The sequence below is a fragment of the Pseudomonas sp. SMV7 genome, from assembly GCF_052041995.1.
In the GTDB taxonomy this organism is placed as follows: Bacteria; Pseudomonadota; Gammaproteobacteria; order Pseudomonadales; family Pseudomonadaceae; genus Aquipseudomonas.
In genome coordinates this window covers 66,090-89,505 of record NZ_JBKGGT010000016.1, presented here as the reverse complement: position 1 = coordinate 89,505, position 23,416 = coordinate 66,090, and the positions used below count along the sequence as shown (strand labels likewise).

Below are 23,416 nucleotides of genomic sequence, written 5' to 3'. Positions count from 1 at the left end.
CAGGCGCTCATTGCCGGTTACGCGTTGGGGCGTCATAATGTAGCCCCTTTTTTCTGTCCCTACATGTGGAAGGTTCCCGTGACTCAGAAGCCCGACCAGTGTCTTGGTGAGTGGATCGATCGTGAAGCCCTGGCTGAAGCGATGATCCCGCTTATCGGTCAGCTCTACCGCAACAACAATGTGGTGAGCTCGATTTATGGCCGTAGCCTGATCAACCGTTCGGTTATCTCGATCCTCAAGGCGCACCGCTTTGCGCGTCATCGTCAAGCCGACGAGACCGAACTGTCCGTACACGAGACATTCCCCCTGCTCAAGGCCATGAGCGAGCTGAAGCTGGGCGCCGCCTCGGTCGACCTGGGCAAGCTGGCCAACAAGTTCAAGCAGGAAGGCAATGGCCGTACTGCCGAGCAGTTCGTCCGTGAAGAACTGGCCGAGGTGGTAGGTCAGCAGAACGCTTCGGCGCGCAAGGGCACCGACGTCGTGCTGTATGGCTTCGGCCGCATCGGCCGCCTGCTGGCGCGCATCCTGATCGAGAAGACCGGTGGCGGCGACGGCCTGCGCCTGCGTGCCATCGTCGTGCGCAAGGGCGCCGAGAACGACCTGGTCAAGCGTGCCAGCCTGCTGCGCCGTGACTCGGTACACGGCCCGTTCGATGGCACCATCACCATCGACGAAGCCAACAACACCATCACCGCCAACGGCAACCTGATCCAGGTCATCTACGCCAAGAGCCCGAGCGAAGTCGACTACACCCAGTACGGCATCGAGAACGCGCTGATCGTCGACAACACCGGCGTATGGCGTGATGCCGACGGCCTGGGCCAGCACCTGGCCTGCCCGGGCGCTGCCCGCGTGATCCTCACTGCACCTGGCAAAGGCGCGCTGAAGAACATCGTGCACGGCATCAACCACGGTGACATCGCTGCCGATGACAAGATCATCTCGGCCGCTTCCTGCACCACCAACGCCATCGTGCCGGTGCTCAAGGCCATCAACGACCAGTACGGCATCGTCAACGGCCACGTCGAAACCGTTCACTCGTTCACCAACGACCAGAACCTGATCGACAACTTCCACAAGGGCAGCCGCCGTGGCCGTGCCGCGCCGCTGAACATGGTCATCACCGAAACCGGCGCCGCCACTGCTGCCGCCAAGGCACTGCCAGTGCTCAAGGGCAAGCTGACCGGCAACGCCATTCGCGTACCGACGCCGAACGTTTCGATGGCCATCCTGAACCTGAACCTGGAAAAGCCTACCTCGCGCGACGAGATCAACGAGTACCTGCGCCAGACCGCCATGCACTCGGAACTGCACAAGCAGATCGACTACGTCAGCTCGCAGGAAGTGGTTTCGACCGACTTCGTCGGCTCGCGCCACGCCGGTGTGGTTGATGCTGAAGCGACCATCGCCAACGACAATCGCGTTGTCCTGTACGTCTGGTACGATAACGAATTCGGTTACAGCTGCCAGGTGGTTCGCGTGATGGAAGAGATGGCCGGTGTGAACCCGCCAGCGTTTCCGCGCTGATTCGCTTGTAAGGCAATGAAAAAACGGGAACCTTCGGGTTCCCGTTTTTTTATCCAGATTTTGTGTTGTCTGTGCTGGCCTGATCGCGGATAAATCCGCTCCTGCACAGCGGTGCATATCCTGTAGGAGCGGATTGATCCGCGATAAGGCCAGCACAGCCACCGAGAACCCACCCTTTGCGCACAGCCCTCCTGTTCATCCTGATGCTGCTGACCGCCTGCAACCAGGGCCCGACCGTCGAACGCCTGGGTGGCCCGACCATGGGCAGCAGTTACAGCATCCAGTACGTCCGCGAGCCCGGCGGCCCGGCGCCGGCCCAAGTCCAGGCGGCGGTCGAGGCCATCCTCAACGGCATTGATCAGCACTACTCAACCTACCGCGGCGACTCCATCGTCAGCCAGTTCAACTTGCTGCCCGCCAACCAGTGCATGGCCTTGCCGCCCGACATGCTTGAGCTGGCTGCATTCGGCCAGCACCTGGCCGAGCAGAGCGACGGCGCCTTCGACCTCACCGTCGAGCCGTTGCTCGACTTGTGGGGCTTCGGCCCGCAGGCGCGCCACATGCAGGTGCCCGACCCGCAGGCCCTGGCCCAGGCGCGCCAGCGGGTGGGCTACCGACAGCTGCACATCCAGGGCCAGGCCCTGTGCAAGGACGCCCCGGTGCAGCTCGACTTCAACAGCATTGCCGCCGGCCATGCCGTCGACCTGATCGCCACGCGCCTGCAGGCCATGGGCGTCGCCAGCTTCGTCGCCGAAGTGACCGGTGAGCTCAAGGCCGTCGGCCGCAAGCCTGACGGCAGCCCCTGGCGCATTGCCCTGGAGCTACCCCGCGAAGACCGCCAGATCGCCCGCCAGGTCATTCCGCTCAATGGCCTTTCGGTATCAACCTCGGGTGACTATCGGCATTATTTCGAGGACAATGGCCGGCGCTATTCGCACACCTTCGATGCCCGCCTCGGGCGCCCGGTGCAACATGACCTGGCCGCGGTCACCGTGCTCGATGCCTCGGCACTGCGGGCAGACGGCTATTCGACGCTGTTGTTGATCCTCGGCCCGCAGCGCGGCTGGGATTTTGCCATGACGCATGGCCTGCCGGCTGTTCTGGTGACTCGGGCCGAGGGTGGCTTCGTCTCCCGAGCTACGCCCGCGTTCGAGCGGGCAGTGAAAGGCGAGTGAAAGCACAAGCAGGGATGATCGCCGCCAGGGAGTGGGTGAACCACATGTAGTGCGGGCAAAACTGGCCTACGACGCGACCAAGGGTTAATGTGCGCGGCGTTCACGCTTGATTAGACTGCACCCGAATTTTCTCATGACGCCCCGGCGGCATGATCGCGCCCCGCGAGCGACCGTGGCTTGCGGGCCAGTTCTGAAGGAGTACGCATGGCTGTCTACAACTACGACGTAGTGGTGCTGGGTTCCGGCCCGGCCGGGGAAGGCGCGGCAATGAACGCCGCCAAAGCAGGGCGCAAGGTGGCGATGGTCGACAGCCGTCGCCAGGTCGGGGGCAACTGCACCCACCTGGGCACCATCCCGTCCAAGGCACTGCGTCACTCGGTGCGGCAGATCATGCAGTTCAACACCAACCCGATGTTCCGTGCCATCGGCGAGCCGCGCTGGTTCTCGTTCCCCGACGTGCTGAAGAGCGCCGAGAAGGTCATTGCCAAGCAGGTGGCTTCGCGCACCGGCTATTACGCCCGTAACCGCGTGGATGTGTTCGTCGGCACCGGCAGCTTCGCCGACGAGCAGACCATCGAAGTGGTCTGCCCGAACGGTGTGGTGGAAAAACTCAACGCCAAGCACATCATCATCGCCACCGGCTCGCGCCCCTATCGCCCGGCCGACATCGACTTCAACCACCCGCGCGTCTACGACAGCGACACCATCCTCAGCCTCAGCCACACCCCGCGCAAGCTGATCGTGTACGGCGCTGGCGTGATCGGTTGCGAGTACGCCTCGATCTTCAGCGGCCTCGGCGTGCTGGTTGAGCTGGTGGACAACCGTGGTCAGCTGCTGAGCTTCCTCGATTCGGAAATTTCCCAGGCGCTGAGCTACCACTTCAGCAACAACAACATCACCGTGCGCCACAACGAAGACTACGAGCGTGTCGAAGGCCTGGACAACGGGGTGATCCTGCACCTGAAGTCGGGCAAGAAGATCAAGGCCGACGCCTTGCTGTGGTGCAACGGCCGTACCGGCAACACCGACAAGCTGGGCCTGGAAAACATCGGCATCAAGGTCAACAGCCGCGGCCAGATCGAGGTCGACGAGAGCTACCGCACCAGCGTGCCGAACATCTACGGTGCCGGTGATGTGATCGGCTGGCCAAGCCTGGCCAGTGCCGCCCACGACCAGGGTCGCTCGGCAGCGGGCAGCATCGTCGACAATGGCAGCTGGCGCTTCGTCAACGACGTGCCGACCGGCATCTACACCATTCCCGAGATCAGCTCGATCGGCAAGAACGAGCAAGAGCTGACCCAGGCCAAGGTGCCATACGAAGTGGGCAAGGCCTTCTTCAAGAGCATGGCCCGTGCGCAGATTGCCGGCGAGCCGCAAGGCATGCTGAAGATCCTGTTCCATCGCGAAACCCTGGAAGTGCTGGGCGTGCACTGCTTCGGCTACCAGGCTTCGGAAATCGTCCACATCGGCCAGGCCGTGATGAACCAGCCGGGCGAGCTGAACAACCTGAAGTACTTCGTCAACACCACGTTCAACTACCCGACCATGGCCGAAGCCTATCGGGTAGCTGCCTACGACGGCCTGAACCGGCTTTTTTGAGCGGCTCCGACCGGTGGCCTGAGCCGGTCGGAGAGACCGATTTCAACCCTGCCCGAGGGTGGTCTTGGCCAAACCGGGAAAGTCTGTAATCAGGCTGTCCACGCCAAAGTCAGCGAGCCGGCGCATCAGTGCCGGTTCGTTGACCGTCCATACCGACACGTGCAACCCCTGGCTCTGCGCTTTCAGCAGGCGCTCCGGCGTGCACAGTGTCCAGTTCAATGCCAGCAGGTCGCAGCCGTAGTTCTGCGCCACCTTCAGCGGGTCGAGCCAGGCGTATTCGGCCACCAGCCCGCGTTTCACATCCGGCACCAGTTCCTGTGCGGCGCCCAGCACTTCGCGCGAGCTGGAGGTGATGGTCACCTTGTCCAGCAGGCCGTACTGCTGGGCCAGTTCACGGATCGCCAGCACGGTGGTGGCGGCGCGGGTGCGTGAGGCGCTTTTCACTTCCAGCTGCCAATGCTCGAACGGGCATTTCTGGAACAGTTCTTCCAGCCGCGGGATCGGGCAGGGCTGGACATGGCCGGGGCCGCCTTTGCGCGCGTCGATCCTGACCAGGTCGGCGGCCGAGTGCTCGACCACCTTGCCGCGCTTGCCGGTGGTGCGCTTGAGGGTGGGGTCGTGGATCACCATCAGCTCGTTGTCGGCCGACAGGTGCAGGTCCAGCTCGCAGCGGGTCACGCCGTGAGCCAGGCATTGCTGGAAGCTCTTCAGGGTATTCTCGGGCGCTTCGCCCTTGGCGCCGCGATGGCCGTAGATCAGGGTCACGTTCGTTCCTTCAAATCAGGGAAAAGTTGGGCTCAGGAGGCGGGGTCGTTCTGTTCCAGCTGCTGGCGCCGTTGCTGTTGCTGGCGCTGCAGGATGTAGCGGGCCAGCAGTTGACGCTGGGCATCGGTCATGTCGGTGAATTCGCTGCCGACCTCGAAGCCGCCCTGCGGGCGCGGGTCGCAATGGGTGACCTTGCCGCGCAGCAGCAAGCCATGGGCGCGTGGCATCAGCACCATCTTCACCTTTACCCGGGTACCGGGAGCCAGGCGCGTGGCCTGGGTGAACTCGATGCCGCCCTCGGAAATGACCACCGGCTGGAGTTGGCCCACTTCGCCGAGCAGGGTCTGGGCAACCACCGCGCTGAGCAGGTCGAGGCGTTTGTTCTGCGCGCGCAGGAAGGCGGCGAGGGTGCGGTCCTTTTCGCTCAGCTGGCGGAGCAGGTGCTGCGACTCGAAGTCGGACAGGTGCAGCTCGCTGAGCAGGTTGAACAGCGGCGAATCATCTTGCAACACATCTGCGTCAAGGGCTTCGGCCGCGCTGAGGGGGCTGATTTGAAGTGCGATCTGATCTTCGATGCGGTAGTATTCGCGGCGATCTTCTTCGTCTAATGTCGTCATGGCGAACCCAAGGTGGCGGCGGTGGTCCGAGTGTAAAGCCGCCGTAGGCGCCTCGCCACAAGGACGTTCCCTTTCATCCGAACAAGCCCCGACATGTTCAGACCTCTTTTCGCATTCATCGGCACGCGTTATACCCGTGCCAAACGTCGCAATCACTTCGTATCGTTCATTTCCCTGACCTCGATGATCGGCCTCGCCCTGGGCGTGGTGGTGATGATCGTGGTGCTCTCGGTGATGAACGGTTTCGACCACGAGATGCGCACCCGCGTGCTGGGCATGATCCCGCATGCCACGCTGGAGAGCGGCCAGCCCATAGCCGACTGGTCGGCCCTTGCCCAACAAGTAAAGCAGAATCCGCAGGTGCTGGCGGTTGCGCCGTTCACCCAGATGCAGGGCCTGCTGACCCATGACGGCAAGGTGCAGAAGGTGCTGCTCAACGGCATCGACCCGGCCCGCGAGCGCGAGGTGTCGATCATCGACAAATTCGTCCTGCAGGGCCGCCTCGACCAGCTGGCGCCGGGCGAGTGGGGCATCATGATCGGCGACAAGGCCGCGGCCAAGCTGGGCGTGTCGACTGGCGACAAGCTCACCTTCGTCGCCCCCGAGGTCAGCGTGACCCCGGCCGGCATGTTCCCGCGCATGAAGCGCTTCACCGTGGTCGGGACCTTCCACGTCGGGGCGGGCGAGATCGACGGCTACCTGGGCCTGACCAACATCAGCGACCTGTCCCGCCTGCACCGCTGGAAACCCGACCAGGTGCAGGGCCTGCGCCTGAAGTTCGACGACCTGTTCCAGGCCCCGCGGGTGGCCTGGGACATCGCCCAGCGCCTGGGTGAGCAGGAGTTCTACAGCCGTGACTGGACCCGCACCCATGGCAACCTGTACCAGGCGATCCGCATGGAAAAGGCCATGATCGGCCTGCTGTTGCTGCTGATCGTGGCGGTTGCGGCGTTCAACATCATTTCCACCCTGGTGATGGTGGTCAACGACAAGCGCGGCGACATTGCCATCCTGCGCACGCTGGGCGCCACGCCCGGGCAGATCATGCTCATCTTCATGGTCCAGGGCACGGTGATCGGGGTGATCGGTACCCTGATCGGCGCCGTGGTCGGGATCGTCGCCGCGCTGAATGTCAGTGCGGTGATCGCCGGCATCGAGAAATTGATCGGGCACAAGTTCCTCAATGCCGACGTGTACTTCATCGATTACCTGCCATCGCAGATCCAGGCCCAGGACGTGTACATGGTCTGTGCCGCGGCGCTGGTCCTGAGTTTCTTCGCCACCCTGTACCCGGCCTGGCGTGCGGCGCGCACCCAGCCTGCAGAGGCGCTACGTTATGAGTGAGTCGCGCATGAGTGATAAAGCCGTTCTGAGTTGCCGCAACCTGGGCAAGTCCTACGACGAGGGCCCGGAGTCGGTGCAGGTACTGTCCGGGCTCAACCTCGAGCTGCACGCCGGTGAGCGCGTGGCCATCGTCGGCAGCTCAGGCTCCGGCAAGAGTACCTTGCTCAACCTGCTGGGCGGCCTCGACCGGCCGACCCAGGGCAGCGTCTGGCTGGCCGGCGAGGAGCTGTCGGCGCTGGGCGAGCGGGCGCGTGGCCTGCTGCGTAACCGGGAACTGGGCTTTGTCTACCAGTTCCACCACCTGCTGCCGGAATTCACCGCCATCGAAAACGTGTGCATGCCGTTGCTGATCGGCCGTACCCCCATTCCCGAGGCCCGCGAGCGGGCCGAGGCGCTGCTCAAGCGGGTCGGCCTGGCCCACCGCTTCAACCACAAGCCGGCCGAGCTGTCCGGCGGCGAGCGCCAGCGGGTGGCGATTGCCCGGGCGCTGGTCAACCGCCCGGGCCTGGTGATGCTCGACGAGCCGACCGGCAACCTCGACCACCACACCGCGCAGGGCATCCAGGAACTGATGCAGGAACTGTCCAGTGCCTCGCGCACCGCGTTCCTGGTGGTGACCCACGACCTCAACCTGGCACGCCAGATGGACCGCGTGCTGAAGCTCGACGACGGTCACCTGGTGGCGATCTGATCGACTGCACGGGGTGGCCGCGCCGCCCCGTTTTCCTGTTTTCATTGGGTGTTTCCGTACATGTTCAGACCCTTGCCCATCTTCATCGGCGCGCGCTACACCCGAGCCAAGCGTCGCAACCACTTCATCTCGTTCATCTCGATGACCTCGATGATCGGCCTGTCGCTGGGCGTGCTGGCGATGATCGTGGTGCTGTCGGTGATGAACGGTTTCCAGCGTGAAATGAGCTCGCGCATTCTCGGCCTGGTGCCGCATGCCGCCATCCTTGGCGTGCAGCCGCTGGACGACTGGCACAAGGTGGCCGACGCGGCCTTGCAGGACCCGGCGGTGATGGCGGCAGCGCCGATTAGCGAAATGGAAGGCATGCTGTCGTACAAGGGCGCCATGCAGCCGATCCAGGTTGGCGGTATCGACCCGGCCGAGGAGGGCAAGGTCTCGATCGTCGGCCAGCACATCGTCCAGGGCCGCCTGCAGGACCTGCAGCCGGGCGAGTTCGGTGTGGTCATCGGCGAGCTGACCGCGCGCCGCTTCCGCCTCAACACGGGGGACAAGCTGACCCTGATCGTGCCGGAAATCAGCAAGGAACCCGGCGGTATCACCCCGCGCATGCAGCGCCTGACCGTGGTCGGCATCTTCAAGGTGGGGGCCGAGCTGGACGGCTCGCAGGCCTACATCCATGTGGCCGATGCTGGCGCCATGCAGCGCTGGGCGCCGGGCCAGGTGCAGGGCGTGCGCCTGAAGCTGCACGACCTGTATGCCGCGCCGCAGGTGTCCAAGGCCATCGCCGCCAGGCTGGGCGACGCCTACCGTGCCGATGACTGGTCGCATACCCAGGGCAGCCTGTTCAGCGCCATGAAGATGGAAAAGACCATGATCGGCCTGCTGTTGATGATGATTATCGCGGTGGCGGCATTCAACATCATCGCCACCCTGGTGATGGTAGTGAACGACAAGGGCCCGGACATCGCCATCCTCCGCACCCTGGGTGCCACGCCGGCGCAGATCATGGGCACGTTCATGGTCCAAGGCAGCCTGATCGGCATTGTCGGCACGCTGATTGGCGGTGTGCTGGGGGTGATCGCGGCGTTCAATGTCAGCCAGATTGTCGGCTGGCTGGAGCGGGTGAGCGGGCAACACATCTTTACTTCGGATGTGTACTTCATCAGCAGCCTGCCGTCGCAGTTGCAGTGGGGCGATGTGGCGATCATCTGCACGGCCGGGTTGGTGATGAGCTTCCTGGCGACCATCTACCCGGCCTACCGGGCATCGCAGGTGCAGCCGGCGATTGGCCTGGCGGTCTGATATCTGCTTGAGACTTGGGGGCGCAAAGCAGCCCCCGGTTCACCGATCTTCAGTGAACTCGATTACGAACCGTGTCCATCCATCCTCACATTCAGCCCGAATGCGCCCGCCATGGGCCTGCACGATCGACCGGGTAATCGCCAGCCCCAATCCCGCATGCTCGCTATTGCCTTCGCGCCGCGCCGGGTCCACCCGGTAGAAACGGTCGAACAGGCGCGGTAATACAGCCGGGTCGATGGCCCCTCCGGTATTGGCCACGCACAGCGTCGGCCCAGGCGCCAGCGTCACCCGTATCTGCCCACCCGCCGGGGTAAAGCGCAAGGCATTGTCGAGCAGGTTGGACAGCGCCCGCCGCAGCATGTGCCGGTCGCCCTGCAGCCGGGCCTCACCCGCGCGCGACATCTGCACGTTGCTGTCCTCGGCCAGCGGGGCGTAGTACTCCAGCAGCGCATCCACTTCCTCATGCAGCACCAGCGGCGTTCGCCCCGGCATCAGCAGGCCATGGTCAGCCTTGGCCAGGAACAGCATGTCGTTGATCATCTGCGCCATCCGCTGCAGTTCTTCCAGGTTGCCATGCAGGGCCTCACGGTACTCCTCGAGGCTGCGTGGGCGGGTGAGGGTGACCTGGGTATGGGTCAGCAGGTTGGACAGCGGCGTGCGCAGCTCGTGGGCAATGTCGGCAGAGAACGCTGACAGGCGCTGGAAGGCATCGTCCAGGCGCTGCAGCATGGCGTTCATGGCCGTGGCCAGCTCGGCCAGTTCTTCGGGCATCTGCGCCACCGGCAGGCGGGTGGTCAGCGACCGCGCCGACACGCCGGCGGCCACCTGGCCCATCTGCCGCAACGGGCGCAGCCCGCGGCGCGCGGCCCAGGCACCGAGCAGTGCCGTAGCCAGCGCCGACAGGCCGACCGTCAGCCAGATCAGGCGCTGCATGCCCTGCAGGAAGTGCTGGTGGTGGGTGATGTCGAGGTACAGGGTCAGCTGTGGCGATTGCGCAGCGCCTGGTACCAGGTGTACGGCCAGGCTGCGGTAGTCCGTGCCTTGTTCATGCAGGGTCGCCAGCCCGTCGGGCAGCGGTGCCTGGGGCAAGCCCGTGCGGCTTTCGAACCAGGTGGCACCGTCGCTGCCACTGATGCGCAGGGCCAGGTCGGCCTGGTGGCCCAGTTCATCGCGCAGGGCGGGCAGGCGCGTCTGCAGCTCGGCCGGGGTGGTGATACCGGCCAGCTGGGTGCGGAACAGCGACAGGCGCGAGTCCAGCAGTTGCTGGTCCAGTTCGACGAAGTGCTGCGCGCTGGCCCGGCTGAAGATCAGGCCAGCGCCGAGCGAGACGGCGGCCGTGCAGGCGGCGAACAGCAGGGCCAGGCGGCTGCCGAGGGACACCCGGCGCATCATGCCTCGCGCTCTTCGAGGACGTAGCCCATGCCGCGCACGGTGTGAATCAGCTTGTTCGGGTGCGGGTCGTCGATCTTCAGGCGCAGGCGGCGGATGGCTACCTCGATCACATTGGTGTCGCTGTCGAAATTCATGTCCCACACCTGCGAGGCGATCAGCGATTTGGGCAGCACCTCGCCCTGGCGGCGCAGCAGCAGTTCGAGCAAGGCGAACTCCTTGGCGGTCAGGTCGATGCGCTGGCCGGCGCGCTCGGCGCGGCGACGGATCAGGTCCAGGCGCAGGTCAGCCAGGCTCAGGGTGGTGTCCTGGCTGGGGCTGCTGCCCCGGCGCAACAGGCTGCGCACCCGGGCCAGCAGCTCGGAGAAGGCGAACGGCTTGACCAGGTAGTCATCGGCGCCCAGCTCCAGCCCGTGTACCCGGTCTTCGACGGCGTCGCGGGCGGTGAGGAACAGCACCGGTGTATCCAGGCCGGCCTGGCGCACGGCCTGGAGTATCTGCCAGCCATCCCGTCCGGGCAGCATCACGTCGAGGATCAGCAGGTCGTGGTCGCCGGTCAGGGCCAGGAACTGGCCGGTCTCGCCATCGGTGGCCAGTTCGGTGGCGAAGCCGGCTTCGTTCAGGCCCTGGCTCAGGTACTGGCCGGTGCGGGCCTGGTCTTCGACGATCAGCAGTTTCATGGGGTGGCATTAGCTCCGGGTAGCGGCGCCGCAAACTGTGGGAGCCGGCAGGCCCGCTCCCACAGTGACAGCGCAGGGCTTTGGCCGAGATGATACGTGACCCGGCAGCCGCACGCGCAAACTGACAAAGTTGTAATTCCCCGCTAACCGCCCGGTGACTTGCGCTGCAAGGCGGGGCGCAAAACCGGTAGACTAGGCGCAATTTCGAACCTTCAGGTCAGTTTCCATGCATCCCGCTGCCGAACATTCCCCGCTGGGCAAGTCCAGCGAATACATCGCCACCTATTCCCCGCAGTTGCTGTTCCCGATCCCGCGCACCGCGAAGTGGGCCGAACTGGGGGTTACTGCCCAGACCTTGCCCTGGCAGGGCGTGGATTACTGGAACTGCTTCGAGCTGAGCTGGCTGCTGCCCTCCGGCAAGCCGGTAGTGGCCATCGGCGAGTTCGCCATCCCGGCCGATTCGCCGAACATCATCGAGTCCAAGTCGTTCAAGCTGTACCTGAATTCGCTGAACCAGACCGTGTTCGCGTCGTCTGGCGAGCTTCAGGCCTGCCTGGAGAAAGACCTGTCCGCCGCTGCCGGCAAGCCGGTTGGCGTGAAGGTGCGCAGCCTGGCCGAAGTCGAGGCGCAGGGTGTGGTGGCCCTGCCGGGTCAGTGTATCGATGCACTGGACGTTGCCATCAGTAACTACCAGCAGCCGCAGCCCGAACTGCTGCGTTGCAGCGCTGACCAGGTGGTGGCGGAAACCCTGCACAGCCACCTGCTGAAATCCAACTGCCCGGTCACCGGCCAGCCGGACTGGGGCAGCGTGGTGGTCGAGTACAAGGGCAAGGCGCTGGACCCTGCCAGCCTGCTGACCTACCTGATCAGCTTCCGCCAGCATGCCGACTTCCATGAGCAGTGCGTGGAGCGGATCTACCTGGATCTGAAGAACCTGCTGCAGCCGGAGTATCTGACGGTGTATGCGCGCTATGTGCGCCGCGGTGGGCTGGATATCAACCCGTATCGCAGCACCCGCGCGATCAGCCCGCAGAACCAGCGTCTGGTTCGCCAGTAAGGTATCGGGGCCGCTGTTGCGGCCCCGTTGGTTTTCAGATGCCCATGCTGTGCAGCGAGTTGGCAATGCTGCGCAGGGTGGCGGTGAGGTCGGGGTGGTCGGCCTCGAAGCGCTCGATCGCCAGGTTCACGCCGTCCACCAGGTTGTTGTCTGGCGTGGTTTCTTCAAGTTTCAGTTGCGCCTCGATCTGGCGTGCTTCTTCATGTAGCGCGGCCAGCTCTTCGTCCGAAAGCGGCACGTTGCGGTCCAGTTGCTCGCGCAAGCTGTTCAGGCGCTCTTGCAATTCGCGGGCAGGCATTGGCAGTTCTCCATCAATGGCTTGGCAAGCCATGGACCTCAGCGAAGCGGCAAAGGTTCTGGCTTGTGTTCAGCGTAATCCACCTGCAGCCGCTTTGCATGATCCGTATCAACGCTGCTGTATCAGGGTTTTTCGCCCTTGTGCCGCCGCTGGGCGATATCCTCCAGGCAGGTGTCCAGCGCTTCGAGGTGGTCGATCACCGAATGTACACCCAGGCTGAACAGTTCCAGCGTCGCCTTGCCCCGGGCCAGGTCCTGTTGCTGCGCGGTCATGGCCTGCCATTGCCGTGAATTGAGGTCGCAGAACGGACTGCACGCGGCCAACCCCACCGTCCACAGTCCCGCATTGAGGCCAGACTGCAGCAGCCGCGGCTCGCCGCTGACCAGCACGCAGCCATCCAGGCGTGCGCTGTGCAGCGTCATCAGCGCCTGCCAGCAGGCGTTCGGCGCCGGCCAGCGCGTGCCATTCACGGTATGCCCCGGCAACCAGTCGGGCAGTACCTGGGCCAGGCGCTGGCCTTGGCTGGTGTCGAGCTCATCCAGCCAGATGCAAGGCACCTGGCGCTGGCGCAGGCTGGCGAGGGTGGCAAGCGCGCCTGGGGCGGGCGACGGCGCGCCATTGGCGGTGTGCACCAGGCAGCCGCGCAAGCCGAACAGCACAGCGGTGAAGGCGGGTGCAGCATCCATGGCAACGTCCCTCAAATACTCCGCAGGCTATTGGGCGATTGTTACCGCCCTGTGACAGCGCGCACCGCGCAACCTTTGTTCACAAATTATTGAGCAACGCTGTGTAAAGCTGCTTATCAGCCCGCAAGCCTCTATACTGCCGCCGTACAGCAGCGCCCCCGTTGCGCTTGCGGCCGAGAAATCCGATGGAGAAACACCTATGCGTAGGATCGGTGCCAGTGTGATCGAACGAGTCACCCAGGCCTGTGTCTGTGCCAGCATGCTGTTGGCGCCCGTGGCAGCTACCCAGGCGGCCACCGAGGAAGATCCCTGGGAAGCGGTCAACCGCCCGATCTTCCGCTTCAACGATGCCCTTGACACCTATGCCCTCAAGCCGTTGGCCAAGGGCTACCAGGCGGTCACCCCGCAGTTCCTCGAAGACGGCATCCACAACGTCTTCCGCAACCTCGGTGACGTGACCAACCTGGCCAACGACCTGCTGCAGCTCAAGCCTCACGCTGCAGGCGTGGACACTGCGCGGCTGATCGTCAACACCACCTTCGGCCTGGGCGGCTTCTTCGATGTCGGCACCCGGATGGGCCTGCAGCGCAACGATGAGGACTTCGGCCAGACCCTCGGCTACTGGGGCGTGCCGAGTGGCCCGTACGTGGTCATCCCGTTGCTGGGCCCGAGCACCGTGCGTGACGGCGTGGCCAAGTACCCGGACACCTACACCGAACCCTACCGCTACATCGACCATGTGCCGACGCGCAACTCGATCTTCGCCCTGGACGTGATCGACACCCGCGCCGACCTGCTGTCGGCCGAGAAGCTGATCCAGGGTGACAAGTACATCTTCATTCGCAATGCCTACCTGCAGAACCGCGAGTTCAAGGTCAAGGATGGCGCAGTCGAAGACGACTTCTGATCTGCCACCTGCCTGCTCCTGCGCGATCCCGTGCAGGAGCGCCAGGCAGGTCGATCAGTGCATGGCCAGGATCCGCAGCCCGAACTTCTGCTGGCCATCCGGCTGGTCGGCAATCCACACGACTTCGGTACTGGCGTGCAGGCCCTTCAGAGCCGGATGCTCGGAATCGATCCGCACCTCGATACGGTCCCCCACCTGAAAGCGTTGCGCGGCCTGCACTTGCATGCCGCTGCTGGACAGGTCCAGGCACACCGCCGCAATCACCTGGCCTTCATGCAGCAGGCTGACCTCGGTGTCGATGCGCATGCGGATGAAGTCGCGTTTTTCGGCATGGCTGGAGGGCGTGTGGGGCATGCTGCATGCTTCCTGTCGGGTTGCGCTGGACGACTTTCTTATAACTCCCGGTGATTTGCGCTGTAAAGTGCGGCGAGGTCGACCCTTGCATGCTTGAAACGCCTGCCGGATGGGAGTACCGTCTGCGCCTTACAAGGTAGCTCTCACAGTTGCCGGACAGTTGCCTGGCAGGTGTTCTTGTCCTACAACTCAAGTAGAGCGTGACCATAGAGAATTCCCGTAGCTGGCCGTCTGCCTTGCCGACCCCGCTGCACCAACCCAATCGGCGCCGTTCGCCCACATGCAGAAAACCAGTGCAACGCTGCTGATCATCGATGACGACGACGTGGTCCGTGCGAGCCTCGCCGCCTATCTTGAAGACAGTGGTTTCAGCGTCCTCCAGGCCGGCAATGGCCAGCAGGGGCTTCAGGTCTTCGAAGAACACCAGCCCGACCTCGTGATCTGCGATCTGCGCATGCCGCAGATGGGCGGCCTCGAGCTGATTCGCCAGGTCAGCGAGCGCGCGCCGCAGTTGCCGGTGATCGTGGTGTCCGGCGCCGGTGTCATGAGCGATGCGGTAGAGGCGTTGCGCCTGGGCGCGGCCGACTACCTGATCAAGCCACTGGAAGACCTGGCAGTGCTCGAGCACTCGGTGCGCCGGGCCCTCGACCGTTCGCGCCTGGTGCTGGAAAACCAGCGCTACCGCGACAAGCTCGAAGCCGCCAACCGCGAACTGGAAGCCAGCCTGCACTTGCTGCAGGAGGACCAGACCGCCGGTCGCCAGGTGCAGATGAACATGCTGCCGGAAAGCCCCTGGGTGGCCGGCGAGTTCGCTTTCGAGCACCAGATCATCCCGTCGCTGTACCTGTCGGGTGATTTTGCCGATTACTTCCGGGTGGACGAGCGGCGCATCGCCTTCTACCTGGCCGATGTTTCCGGGCATGGCGCGTCGTCGGCGTTCGTCACCGTGCTGCTGAAGTTCATGACCACGCGGCTGTTGTTCGAATTCAAGCGCAGCGGCAAGATGCGCGAGTTCAAGCCCTCGCAGGTGCTCAGCCACATCAACCGTGGGCTGATCAACTGCAAGCTGGGCAAGCACGTGACCATGGTCGGCGGGGTGATCGACGAGGACACCGGCCTGCTGACCTACGCAGTAGGCGGCCATCTGCCGTTGCCGGTGCTGCATACCCCTGAGCATACCCGCTACCTGGAAGGCCGCGGCCTGCCGGTGGGGTTGTTCGACGAGGCTGTGTACCAGGACCTGGTCGTGGAACTGCCGCCGCGCTTCAGCCTCAGCCTGATGTCCGACGGCATTCTGGACCTTTTGCCGGGCGACACGCTCAAAGATAAAGAAACCGCCCTGCCGGAAATCGTCAGGGCAGCAGGTGGCAGCCTGGATGGGCTACGTCAACGTTTTGGATTGGCTACGCTTGGGGAGATGCCGGATGATATCGCCCTATTGGTGTTGAGCAGGAACCTTCAATGAGTACCGGTAGAATCCAGTTCGCCGAGCAGAGCGGTACCTTTGTACTGAAATTCGTCGGTGAAGTGCGTCTGACCTTGTGTTCGGCGCTGGATGCGACGATCGAGAAGATTTTCACGGCGTTGAACTTCTCGGCGATTGTCATCGACCTGACTGAAACCGAGAGCATCGACAGCACCACCCTGGGCCTGCTGGCCAAGCTGTCGATCCTGTCGCGGCAGAAAGTGGGCCTGCTGCCGACCGTGGTCACCACCAACCCGGACATTTCCCGGCTGTTGCAGTCGATGGGCTTCGATCAGGTGTTCAACATCGTCGATCGTCCGATTCCGTGCCCGGAGTGCCTGACCGACCTGCCGTCGCAGGACCAGAACGAAGACGTCGTGCGTTCCAAGGTGCTGGAGGCGCACAAGATCCTCATGGGCCTGAACGATTCCAACCGCGAAGCCTTCCACGACCTGGTCAGTGCGCTGGAGCGTACCTGATCGACAGCCTGCGCCAGCCACTTCGCCGGTAAACCGCTCAAACAGCTGCAACGTTGCCCGCTGGCTCACAGAGATTCCCTGTGGGAGCGGGCGTGCCCGCGAAAGGGCGGGCACAGGCAATACGGTTACTATGCCTGGCTATGTTCTGCCAACAAACTCAGTCGCTTCACCCCCATCCGCATCCAGCTGATAAACCCGCGTCGGCCGCCCCTGTTCATCGAAGAACACCTGCCCCAGGCCCGCGCCATTCCACAACCGCTCGCCGGCCTTGCTACGGCTGGGTGTACGCGGCACCACCTCCATCTCGCGGCGCTTGGTAAACCAGTTGAGCGGCGAGCGCGGCGCATACAGCCAGCGGTTGAGCCGGTCGAGCACGTCCAGCAGGCGCCGGGGGAACTCGTTCTTGATCCCGCTGCTGGTGACCTGCCACAAATGCGGGCTGCGCTGGCGGTGGCGGATCAGCACTTCATAAACGAACGAGTAATGCACGTCCCCGGACAACACCACGTAATGCCCCGGCGTGCGCGAATGGCGGAAGATGTTGAGAATGACCCGCGCGGCACCGCGATGGGCCATCCAGTTCTCGGCATCCACCAGCAGCGGGTAGCCCAGCCAGCTGAATACCTTCTGCACCGTCTCGATCAGCTTGACGCCGAAGATCGGCGCAGGCGACACGATGATTGCCGACGGGTGGTCCAGCAGTGCTTGTTGCAGCTCGCTAAGCGCTTCCCAGTCCAGCAGGCCGGACGGTTTGGCCAGGCTGCTCTCGCTGCGCCAGCGGCGGGTGCGGGTGTCCAGCACCAGCAAGGGCGGGTTGCTGGGCAGGCTGAACTGCCAGCCCTGGAAGCGCAGCAGCTCGTCGATCAGCTGATCCTGGGGCTGGCTGCCAAGCGCCTGGCATTGGCCGACCAGTGCTTGGCAAGCGTCCGGGTCGTTACCCCAGGCCTGGCACAGCAGGTAGCCGAGCAGGGCGTTGCCGATGATCCGCCGCGAGAAGGGGTGGCCATAGGCGGTTTCCTCCCATTGCGCCGACAGGTTCCAGTCGTCGGTGATGTCGTGGTCGTCGAAGATCATCAGGCAGGGCAGGTGGGCCATCACCCGGGCTACCTGGCCGAGGTTGGCGGCAAACGCCTGGATCAGCGGCAGCTCCTGCCGGTAGCGGGCCTGGCGTGGCGCGGTGAGGGCGTCGGGCATGTCCAGGTGCACCAGTTGCCAGGGCACGGGTGACCACACCAGCAGGTACATGGCCATGACCTCGGCGAAGGTCACCAGGTGGTTGTCGGCGTTGCTGGAGGAAAAGATCGGCTTGCGCTTGCCGCCGAAAAAACGTTCGCGCAGGGTCTCGTTGCGCTCCTGGGCCGGCAGCAGGTCGGCGCGGTGGTAATAGCAGGCCGGGTGCCGGTACAGCGCCTGGCTGTCGGCGACCACGGCGCCGTCCAAGGGCTCGTCGAACAGGCCCAGGCGTGCGATCAGGGCATGGATGGCGCGCAACATCGGGCCAGCGACGTCGTCAGCGTACACCTGGTCGCCGGTCATCAGCAGCATGGCGGGGCGATCCGTCGGTGTTGTGCAGGCCTGCAGCAGGCGGTCGGCACACAGCAGGCCGTCGGCGGCCGGGTGATGCGGCTTGCGGCAGGAGCCGTGCAACAGATGGTCGAGGCGGTCGCGCAGTACCAGGTTTGGGCGGCAGGCGCCGGGGTAGAGCAGGTGCGGTGCCCAGTCAGCAATGCCCTGGCCGTTGATCAGCAGGTCATATTCGAGCAGTTGATCGCAGGGCAGTGGCTGGACGAAGTGGATATCCAGCAGGTGGATGAAGGCGTGCTGGCCCACCGCGACCACCTGGCAATCGACCCGGGCCTCGCTTGCCGGAAAGATGAATTCGGGTTGCAGTGGTTGCGTGGCAACCAGCCAGATGGCCAGGCGCTGGGGTTCCAGGCGGCGCAGTACCGGGCCGGCGAGTACGAGGGGCAATGGGGTAGGGGAGGTCATCGACAGCTCGGGGGCTATGCGGGCCCTTTCGCGGGCACGCCCGCTCCCACAGGTATGGCGGCGCTTTCAAGCACTGTGGAGATCCCTGTGGGAGCGGGCGTGCCCGCGAAGAGGTCCGAGAAACAATTACACAACTATGACTCGGTAAAACAAAACGGGCGAAAAATGCTGAACACTTCCCGCCCGTCAGGCAAACCCGAAATGTATCAGGCCTTTTCAGCCATCAACTTCTCCAGCTTCTCCTGGTCCCGCGCGAACTGGCGAATACCCTCGGCCAGTTTCTCGGTACCCATGGAATCTTCGTTCATGGCCCAGCGGAACTGGCTTTCGTTCAGGTGCTGCTTGGGCTCGCCGGCATTGCCCGGTTTCAGCACCTGCGGCAGGTTACCCTGGTCGTCGCTGAGCTGCTGCAGCAGCTCTGGGCTGATGGTCAGGCGATCGCAGCCGGCCAGCTGCTCGATCTGGCCGATATTGCGGAAACTGGCGCCCATGACCACGGTGTTGTAGCCATTGGCCTTGTAGTAGTTGTAGATACGCGTGACCGACTGCACGCCCGGGTCTTCGGCACCCACGTATTCCTGACCGGTGCTTTTCTTGTACCAGTCGTAGATACGCCCCACGAAGGGAGAGATCAGGAACACCCCGGCATCGGCGCAAGCCTGGGCCTGGGCGAAGGAGAACAGCAGGGTGAGGTTGGTCTGGATGCCTTCCTTCTCCAGCTTCTCGGCAGCGCGGATGCCTTCCCAGGTGGAGGCCAGCTTGATCAGCACACGCTCGCGGCCCACGCCGGCGGCCTCGTACAGTTCGATCAGCTTGCGGGCTTTGGCCAGCAGCGCCGGCTCATCGAACGACAGGCGGGCATCCACCTCGGTGGAGATACGCCCCGGAATGACCTTGAGAATGCCCGAACCCACGGCCACCGCGAAGCGGTCGCAGGCCAGGTCGACGTCGCCCTTGGCATCGGCCTTCACCTGCTTGAGCAGGTCGGCATAGCCGGGGATGGCGGCGGCCTTGAGCAACAGCGACGGGTTGGTGGTGGCATCGACCGGTTTCAGCCGGGTGATGGCATCCAGGTCCCCGGTGTCGGCGACCACGGTGGTGAACTGCTTGAGTTGTTCCAGCTTGGAGGTCATGGGCGTGCTCTGTCCTGTGCAATGACTCGACATTACCCGAGCCCCGACGGCCGCTCAAGGGCCTGGGCACGGGCTTGCCCGGAAGGGCTGTGCGAAAGGTGAAGATTCGAGTCGCAAGCTGCGCTGAGGTTCCGCAGCGGGTTGCCTGACAGCAGATCTACTGCCTGGCGTAACTGTCTTGCTCGGATCCACAGGTTGCACACTCTGTGTGGCACTGGGCATGCCCGCGAATATGGGCTAGGCCGATGGCAACCATCGCGGCGCCTGCATCGCGGATAAATCCGCTCCTACAGTTATCGCCGTATTTGTAGGAGCGGCTTCAGCCGCGATCACCGGCACAGCCGGTGCCAGCCACACGCCGCCTGCTTCACGGGTAGATTGCTCAGCGCCCCTGCAGCAGCTCCACCGCCTGGTCGAACACCGCCAACGGCTCCGCTGCCTTGTGGATGTCTGCCGACAGCAACTGACGGAACCGCCGGGCGCCTTTGAACCCTTGGGCCAGCCCCAGGATATGCCGGGTCACGTGATGCATGGCCCCGCCCGCCTGCATGTGCGCGACGATATAAGGCCGCAACTGCGCCAGCGCCTCGCTACGGCTGACAATCGGCCCCTCGCTGCCGAACAGCTGCTGGTCCACCTCGGCCAGCAAGTAGGGGTTATGGTAGGCCTCGCGCCCGAGCATCACGCCGTCGAAGGTCTGCAGGTGCGCCTGGCATTCGGCCAGGGTCTTGATGCCGCCATTGAGCACGATCTCCAGGTCCGGGAAGTCCGCTTTCAACTGCGCCGCCACGTCATATCGCAGCGGTGGGATCTCGCGGTTTTCCTTGGGCGACAACCCTTCCAGAATCGCGATGCGCGCGTGCACGGTAAAACTCCGGCAGCCGGCCTCGCGCACCTGGCCGACGAAGTCGCACAGCTCGGCGTAGCTGTCACGGCCATTGATACCGATGCGGTGCTTGACCGTGACCGGGGTCGATACGGCATCGCGCATGGCCTTCACGCAGTCGGCCACCAGGGCCGGGTGGGCCATCAGGCAAGCGCCGATCATGTTGTTCTGCACCCGGTCGCTGGGGCAACCGACGTTAAGGTTGACCTCGTCGTAGCCGGCCTCTTCGGCCAGGCGGGCGCAGGCGGCCAGGTCGGCTGGCACGCTGCCGCCCAGTTGCAAGGCCAGCGGGTGCTCGGAGGCATCATGGCGGAGGAATCGGTGGGCGTCGTTGTGCAGCAGCGCGCCGGTGGTGACCATTTCGGTGTAGAGCAGGGTTTGCCTGGAGAGCAGGCGCAGGAAGAACCGGCAATGGCGGTCGGTCCAGTCCATCATGGGCGCAACGCTGAAGCGGCGTGACGGCTCAGGGCGCGTGGTTACTGGCTTAGAGCCTGATTTTGCGGTCATTTCGTTCAACGTGTTTTGTACCAGTTTTCGGAGGGGAAAGCGTTTTTACCAAGTGCTTGGCAGAATCTACCAATCGAAAGACGACGTGTACCAATCTGAAATGGCAAGAATGCGTAATAAAGGCCGACGGCAACCAGCTTCCTCGTCCAGATCCGCATTAGCCGCGACAAGGTGGCAGTCTACCAAGAGAGCCAAACGTTCGCCCGTAAACAGTCTGCCTTAGCCGGGGTGAAGCGACGGGAAACAGAGTTTGCTGAACCTGGTGCTATCGAGCGCGTGAGCCTGGGTACAACACAGGGTCAAACAGATGATGGCCGGTATCTGGTCGAGGCCGAGCAAGCCCAGCCGCGAATATTTGTTCATGGTGCTTTCTCTTCGGTGGTCGAGGTGAGGCATCAATCGGGCTAGCTGACGAGCGTGCAGTAGCGTGTACACAGGCGGCGGTTCTCCTTAGCCCAAAGGGATCGATTTTTTCGGCTGACTATGGAACTCTTTTTCAGCATTTCCCTTGACGCTGAATTTTTTCGCGACTTTACTGTTTATGCAGTATCGCGGCGGAAGGAATCCGCATCGTATGCATATCATTCCATGGAGTGGACATATGAAGTCCTTTCTTTATATCGGCAGATTTTCCTTATATCTGTCAGATCATGCGTGGATCATCGCCATCCTGTCCAGGTATAAGGCGTAGTGCGTCCAATGGATTGAAATCAAACTCTGGTTATTGGGCTGTTCATCACTCAGGTAAGAGTGATTACTCCCGATTCCAGGCTTTGTGTGCACCAAGGAAAGCTCAACATAACCTTTGAAATTACAAGGAGTGTCGTCATGGGTTCTATTACCGATCATGATCAATTGATCGCCTGGGTTCAGTCGCTGGATATTCCTGAGTCCACGGGGAATATTGCTCGTACACGTAAGGCGATGGTGCGTGCCAAGAGTGAAGAAGAAGGAGCGGCAGTGGTGCGCGGTAGTATCACATCGTTCGTTACCGGATTGGAGCCGCAAGCGCGAGAGGATGTTCAAAACAGTACGCTGCTGATGCAACTGGCGGCCGACAAGAAATACAACCCCGACACGCAGCGGGAGCAGTGGTTCAAGTTCTACACCGATGGCTTGGCCAACCTGGGCTGGGGGCGCGTCAGTTCGTTGTACCAGAACTATAACCCGCGTAATACCAATGTCACCATGGATGAAGTGGTGCTGGAGGTGATCGCTGCGGTTGTAGGGGCTGACAGTGCTGTGTACAAGGTCACAGAGAAAACCTTCGCGGCTCTGGAGAGCAATCCGAAGAATCAGGGTGCGCTGAAGCTGTTCGACAGTACCACCACCCGCGATGACATCGGCACGTTCCAGATCCTTCCGGTCATGCAGGATCCGGATGGCAACGTGGTCATGGTGCTGACCGCGGTCAACGCCAGCACCACTGTGCAGAGGGGTAGCTTCCTGTTCTGGAGCTGGAGCAAGACCACGGCCTGGATGTATCGCGCTGCGCAGCAGACGGTGCTAAATGAATCGGTGTACTCACGCGTGCGTGAGTCGGTGATCCAGAAGCTGGGCAAAAATGCTGAAGATTTTATCGATGGTCTTGATATCTAACTGACCACAGTGGGGCTGGTGTTCGAGGCTGGCCCCACTGGCTTTGCACAGGATATGTTCACGGAGAAACGATCATGGCGTTATCAGTCGATCAAGTTTATGTGGTTTCGGGTAACCTGTTGTCTGCAATGCCCAAGCTCGTTGATCCAGTGGTATTCGAAGATTTTGCCAATTCCAATTTACTCTGCCAACTGGCAGCGGATAAGAATCAGGGCGCGCGGTTTGTTGATCCGCCTGCTTGGCTGGACTTTTACAAGAACGCATTGGGCAAAGTATTCTGGAGAATTGTAAGTTCCGGGACTGTTAGTTTTAATATTCCGCCTTTGGTTCGCAGTATAACAATAAAGGAAGTGCTGGAGAAAACGTTCTATAAAACGCTGGATCATGAGGTTGTGCTGCAATTCGATAACAGTATCGAACGTTTTGAAGAGCAACCGGAAGAGAGTGCTGCTGCACGTTTGTATCGTGCGAAGACCCAGGGCACGTACAAGTCTGATGTCTCGGATTCAGCAGTCCGACCGCATCCCATCTCGGCCATCAATTTGCAGGTCAGCGTGGTGAAAGATGGAGGCAGGATATCGGTCTGCAGTGTCTATTTTACAACATCGGCTGATTTGGAAAATGATGTGTTTAACCAGAAGTTTTTAGTCAGTCAGCTGCGGGGAGATGTCAGTGTGAGTTCGTTTGATGCAAAGTTGCTGGAGTCGAGCTACGCCAGCATCCGACAGAGCGTTATTGAAAAGTTGGGCCCTGAAAATATCCGCGAGAACATCATCCAGGTGTCAACCGAGGTGTGCTCCCTTGAGGGCCCTCGTCATGCCGGTGCCAAGCGGTTCATTCAGGAGCTGGAAATCTAGAGGCTGTACGAATTGTGCCTGCGCGAAGGCCAGGCAAGGCGAAACGGGGGAGGAAGCGGCGTGTGCTGGAGTACATGAGCGTTCCGAGCCCGTTTCAAAGCAGTATGGGC

General features: G+C 62.8%; 22 protein-coding genes. 12 read left to right on the top strand and 10 right to left on the bottom strand.

The window, feature by feature from the left end:
- Nucleotides 1–63: 63 nt before the first annotated feature.
- The 3 genes from ACLEJP_RS19030 to sthA all read left to right on the top strand — a co-directional run bounded on the left by ACLEJP_RS19030 (nt 64) and on the right by sthA (nt 4,301).
- Nucleotides 64–1,527 (top strand): glyceraldehyde-3-phosphate dehydrogenase, encoded by a 1,464-nt coding sequence (locus ACLEJP_RS19030; RefSeq protein WP_186678675.1) that lies wholly within the window; start codon nt 64–66, stop codon nt 1,525–1,527.
- Nucleotides 1,528–1,703: 176 nt separating this feature from the next.
- Complete coding sequence (locus ACLEJP_RS19025; RefSeq protein ID WP_440808830.1) at nt 1,704–2,702, top strand: FAD:protein FMN transferase; 999 nt, start codon at nt 1,704–1,706, stop codon at nt 2,700–2,702.
- A gap of 204 nt (nt 2,703–2,906) precedes the next feature.
- Nucleotides 2,907–4,301, top strand: a complete 1,395-nt coding sequence (gene sthA / locus ACLEJP_RS19020; RefSeq protein WP_170029103.1) for a Si-specific NAD(P)(+) transhydrogenase — start codon at nt 2,907–2,909, stop codon at nt 4,299–4,301.
- 42 nt (nt 4,302–4,343) lie between these two features.
- Here the strand turns inward: sthA and ACLEJP_RS19015 are convergent, their stop codons facing one another.
- Both ACLEJP_RS19015 and ACLEJP_RS19010 read right to left on the bottom strand, forming a co-directional pair.
- Nucleotides 4,344–5,066 carry a glycerophosphodiester phosphodiesterase gene (locus tag ACLEJP_RS19015; protein ID WP_225777043.1) on the bottom strand — a complete coding sequence of 241 codons (723 nt, stop codon included), beginning with the start codon at nt 5,064–5,066 and terminating at the stop codon, nt 4,344–4,346.
- A gap of 32 nt (nt 5,067–5,098) precedes the next feature.
- Nucleotides 5,099–5,683, bottom strand: coding sequence for a PilZ domain-containing protein (locus ACLEJP_RS19010; RefSeq protein WP_225777044.1), 585 nt, complete (start codon nt 5,681–5,683; stop codon nt 5,099–5,101).
- Between the two features lie 93 nt (nt 5,684–5,776).
- On the opposite strand from ACLEJP_RS19010, the gene ACLEJP_RS19005 reads away from it, so the two are divergent.
- The 3 genes from ACLEJP_RS19005 to ACLEJP_RS18995 are packed head-to-tail and all read left to right on the top strand — an operon-like array spanning nt 5,777 to nt 9,020.
- Nucleotides 5,777–7,027 carry a lipoprotein-releasing ABC transporter permease subunit gene (locus ACLEJP_RS19005; protein WP_440808826.1) on the top strand — a complete coding sequence of 417 codons (1,251 nt, stop codon included), beginning with the start codon at nt 5,777–5,779 and terminating at the stop codon, nt 7,025–7,027.
- Nucleotides 7,028–7,034: 7 nt separating this feature from the next.
- Complete coding sequence (lolD, locus tag ACLEJP_RS19000; protein ID WP_169774647.1) at nt 7,035–7,718, top strand: lipoprotein-releasing ABC transporter ATP-binding protein LolD; 684 nt, start codon at nt 7,035–7,037, stop codon at nt 7,716–7,718.
- A gap of 60 nt (nt 7,719–7,778) precedes the next feature.
- Complete coding sequence (locus tag ACLEJP_RS18995; protein WP_440808823.1) at nt 7,779–9,020, top strand: lipoprotein-releasing ABC transporter permease subunit; 1,242 nt, start codon at nt 7,779–7,781, stop codon at nt 9,018–9,020.
- A 39-nt stretch (nt 9,021–9,059) separates the two neighbouring features.
- Here ACLEJP_RS18995 and ACLEJP_RS18990 read toward each other — a convergent pair whose 3' ends face one another.
- Together ACLEJP_RS18990 and cinR are read right to left on the bottom strand one after the other, a co-directional pair.
- Entirely contained in the window at nt 9,060–10,412 is a 1,353-nt protein-coding gene (locus ACLEJP_RS18990) for a heavy metal sensor histidine kinase (protein WP_440808820.1), read from the bottom strand.
- Nucleotides 10,409–11,089 (bottom strand): two-component system response regulator CinR, encoded by a 681-nt coding sequence (gene cinR, locus ACLEJP_RS18985; RefSeq protein WP_225777049.1) that lies wholly within the window; start codon nt 11,087–11,089, stop codon nt 10,409–10,411. The genes ACLEJP_RS18990 and cinR overlap by 4 nt, the downstream gene beginning before the upstream one ends.
- Nucleotides 11,090–11,315: 226 nt before the next feature.
- Here cinR and queF point away from each other — a divergent pair, with 226 nt between their 5' ends.
- Nucleotides 11,316–12,146 carry an NADPH-dependent 7-cyano-7-deazaguanine reductase QueF gene (gene queF / locus ACLEJP_RS18980; protein ID WP_440808817.1) on the top strand — a complete coding sequence of 277 codons (831 nt, stop codon included), beginning with the start codon at nt 11,316–11,318 and terminating at the stop codon, nt 12,144–12,146.
- Between the two features lie 34 nt (nt 12,147–12,180).
- Here queF and ACLEJP_RS18975 read toward each other — a convergent pair whose 3' ends face one another.
- On the bottom strand, nt 12,181–12,444 hold the full coding sequence (locus ACLEJP_RS18975) for a DUF4404 family protein (RefSeq protein ID WP_225777051.1): 264 nt from the start codon (nt 12,442–12,444) through the stop codon (nt 12,181–12,183).
- 122 nt (nt 12,445–12,566) lie between these two features.
- Nucleotides 12,567–13,130: a phosphonoacetaldehyde phosphonohydrolase-related protein gene (locus tag ACLEJP_RS18970; protein WP_440808815.1), complete on the bottom strand. Its 564-nt coding sequence runs from the start codon at nt 13,128–13,130 to the stop codon at nt 12,567–12,569.
- A 199-nt stretch (nt 13,131–13,329) separates the two neighbouring features.
- Here ACLEJP_RS18970 and ACLEJP_RS18965 point away from each other — a divergent pair, with 199 nt between their 5' ends.
- Nucleotides 13,330–14,037, top strand: a complete 708-nt coding sequence (locus ACLEJP_RS18965; RefSeq protein WP_440808813.1) for an MlaA family lipoprotein — start codon at nt 13,330–13,332, stop codon at nt 14,035–14,037.
- A 54-nt stretch (nt 14,038–14,091) separates the two neighbouring features.
- Here the strand turns inward: ACLEJP_RS18965 and ACLEJP_RS18960 are convergent, their stop codons facing one another.
- Nucleotides 14,092–14,391, bottom strand: a complete 300-nt coding sequence (locus ACLEJP_RS18960; protein ID WP_440808812.1) for a PilZ domain-containing protein — start codon at nt 14,389–14,391, stop codon at nt 14,092–14,094.
- Nucleotides 14,392–14,671: 280 nt separating this feature from the next.
- Between ACLEJP_RS18960 and rssB the strand changes: the two genes are divergently transcribed.
- Entirely contained in the window at nt 14,672–15,856 is a 1,185-nt protein-coding gene (gene rssB, locus ACLEJP_RS18955; RefSeq protein ID WP_289130083.1) for a two-component system response regulator RssB, read from the top strand.
- Nucleotides 15,853–16,335, top strand: coding sequence for an anti-sigma factor antagonist RssC (gene rssC, locus ACLEJP_RS18950; protein WP_051098867.1), 483 nt, complete (start codon nt 15,853–15,855; stop codon nt 16,333–16,335). Before rssB ends, rssC begins: the two co-directional genes overlap by 4 nt.
- Nucleotides 16,336–16,473: 138 nt before the next feature.
- Here the strand turns inward: rssC and ACLEJP_RS18945 are convergent, their stop codons facing one another.
- The 3 genes from ACLEJP_RS18945 to dusA all read right to left on the bottom strand — a co-directional run bounded on the left by ACLEJP_RS18945 (nt 16,474) and on the right by dusA (nt 20,850).
- Nucleotides 16,474–18,324 (bottom strand): alkaline phosphatase D family protein, encoded by a 1,851-nt coding sequence (locus ACLEJP_RS18945; protein ID WP_440808808.1) that lies wholly within the window; start codon nt 18,322–18,324, stop codon nt 16,474–16,476.
- Between the two features lie 206 nt (nt 18,325–18,530).
- Complete coding sequence (gene tal / locus ACLEJP_RS18940) at nt 18,531–19,457, bottom strand: transaldolase (RefSeq protein WP_440808806.1); 927 nt, start codon at nt 19,455–19,457, stop codon at nt 18,531–18,533.
- A gap of 382 nt (nt 19,458–19,839) precedes the next feature.
- A complete protein-coding gene (dusA, locus tag ACLEJP_RS18935; RefSeq protein ID WP_440808803.1) occupies nt 19,840–20,850 on the bottom strand; it encodes a tRNA dihydrouridine(20/20a) synthase DusA in 1,011 nt (336 codons plus the stop codon).
- Nucleotides 20,851–21,678: 828 nt separating this feature from the next.
- Here dusA and ACLEJP_RS18930 point away from each other — a divergent pair.
- Both ACLEJP_RS18930 and ACLEJP_RS18925 read left to right on the top strand, forming a co-directional pair.
- Nucleotides 21,679–22,449, top strand: coding sequence for a hypothetical protein (locus ACLEJP_RS18930; RefSeq protein WP_440808801.1), 771 nt, complete (start codon nt 21,679–21,681; stop codon nt 22,447–22,449).
- A 74-nt stretch (nt 22,450–22,523) separates the two neighbouring features.
- On the top strand, nt 22,524–23,306 hold the full coding sequence (locus tag ACLEJP_RS18925; protein ID WP_440808798.1) for a hypothetical protein: 783 nt from the start codon (nt 22,524–22,526) through the stop codon (nt 23,304–23,306).
- Nucleotides 23,307–23,416 lie beyond the last annotated feature (110 nt).

Excerpts from the sequence above, each read along its gene's own strand:
- ACLEJP_RS19030 (WP_186678675.1), top strand. The coding sequence starts at position 64 with ATGTGGAAGGTTCCCGTGACTCAGAAGCCCGACCAGTGTCTTGGTGAG.
- sthA (WP_170029103.1), top strand. The coding sequence starts at position 2,907 with ATGGCTGTCTACAACTACGACGTAGTGGTGCTGGGTTCCGGCCCGGCC.
- ACLEJP_RS19010 (WP_225777044.1), bottom strand. The coding sequence starts at position 5,683 with ATGACGACATTAGACGAAGAAGATCGCCGCGAATACTACCGCATCGAA.
- ACLEJP_RS19005 (WP_440808826.1), top strand. The coding sequence starts at position 5,777 with ATGTTCAGACCTCTTTTCGCATTCATCGGCACGCGTTATACCCGTGCC.
- lolD (WP_169774647.1), top strand. The coding sequence starts at position 7,035 with ATGAGTGATAAAGCCGTTCTGAGTTGCCGCAACCTGGGCAAGTCCTAC.
- ACLEJP_RS18995 (WP_440808823.1), top strand. The coding sequence starts at position 7,779 with ATGTTCAGACCCTTGCCCATCTTCATCGGCGCGCGCTACACCCGAGCC.
- ACLEJP_RS18990 (WP_440808820.1), bottom strand. The coding sequence starts at position 10,412 with ATGATGCGCCGGGTGTCCCTCGGCAGCCGCCTGGCCCTGCTGTTCGCC.
- cinR (WP_225777049.1), bottom strand. The coding sequence starts at position 11,089 with ATGAAACTGCTGATCGTCGAAGACCAGGCCCGCACCGGCCAGTACCTG.
- queF (WP_440808817.1), top strand. The coding sequence starts at position 11,316 with ATGCATCCCGCTGCCGAACATTCCCCGCTGGGCAAGTCCAGCGAATAC.
- ACLEJP_RS18975 (WP_225777051.1), bottom strand. The coding sequence starts at position 12,444 with ATGCCTGCCCGCGAATTGCAAGAGCGCCTGAACAGCTTGCGCGAGCAA.
- ACLEJP_RS18970 (WP_440808815.1), bottom strand. The coding sequence starts at position 13,130 with ATGGATGCTGCACCCGCCTTCACCGCTGTGCTGTTCGGCTTGCGCGGC.
- ACLEJP_RS18965 (WP_440808813.1), top strand. The coding sequence starts at position 13,330 with ATGCGTAGGATCGGTGCCAGTGTGATCGAACGAGTCACCCAGGCCTGT.
- ACLEJP_RS18960 (WP_440808812.1), bottom strand. The coding sequence starts at position 14,391 with ATGCCCCACACGCCCTCCAGCCATGCCGAAAAACGCGACTTCATCCGC.
- rssB (WP_289130083.1), top strand. The coding sequence starts at position 14,672 with ATGCAGAAAACCAGTGCAACGCTGCTGATCATCGATGACGACGACGTG.
- rssC (WP_051098867.1), top strand. The coding sequence starts at position 15,853 with ATGAGTACCGGTAGAATCCAGTTCGCCGAGCAGAGCGGTACCTTTGTA.
- ACLEJP_RS18945 (WP_440808808.1), bottom strand. The coding sequence starts at position 18,324 with ATGACCTCCCCTACCCCATTGCCCCTCGTACTCGCCGGCCCGGTACTG.
- tal (WP_440808806.1), bottom strand. The coding sequence starts at position 19,457 with ATGACCTCCAAGCTGGAACAACTCAAGCAGTTCACCACCGTGGTCGCC.
- dusA (WP_440808803.1), bottom strand. The coding sequence starts at position 20,850 with ATGACCGCAAAATCAGGCTCTAAGCCAGTAACCACGCGCCCTGAGCCG.
- ACLEJP_RS18930 (WP_440808801.1), top strand. The coding sequence starts at position 21,679 with ATGGGTTCTATTACCGATCATGATCAATTGATCGCCTGGGTTCAGTCG.
- ACLEJP_RS18925 (WP_440808798.1), top strand. The coding sequence starts at position 22,524 with ATGGCGTTATCAGTCGATCAAGTTTATGTGGTTTCGGGTAACCTGTTG.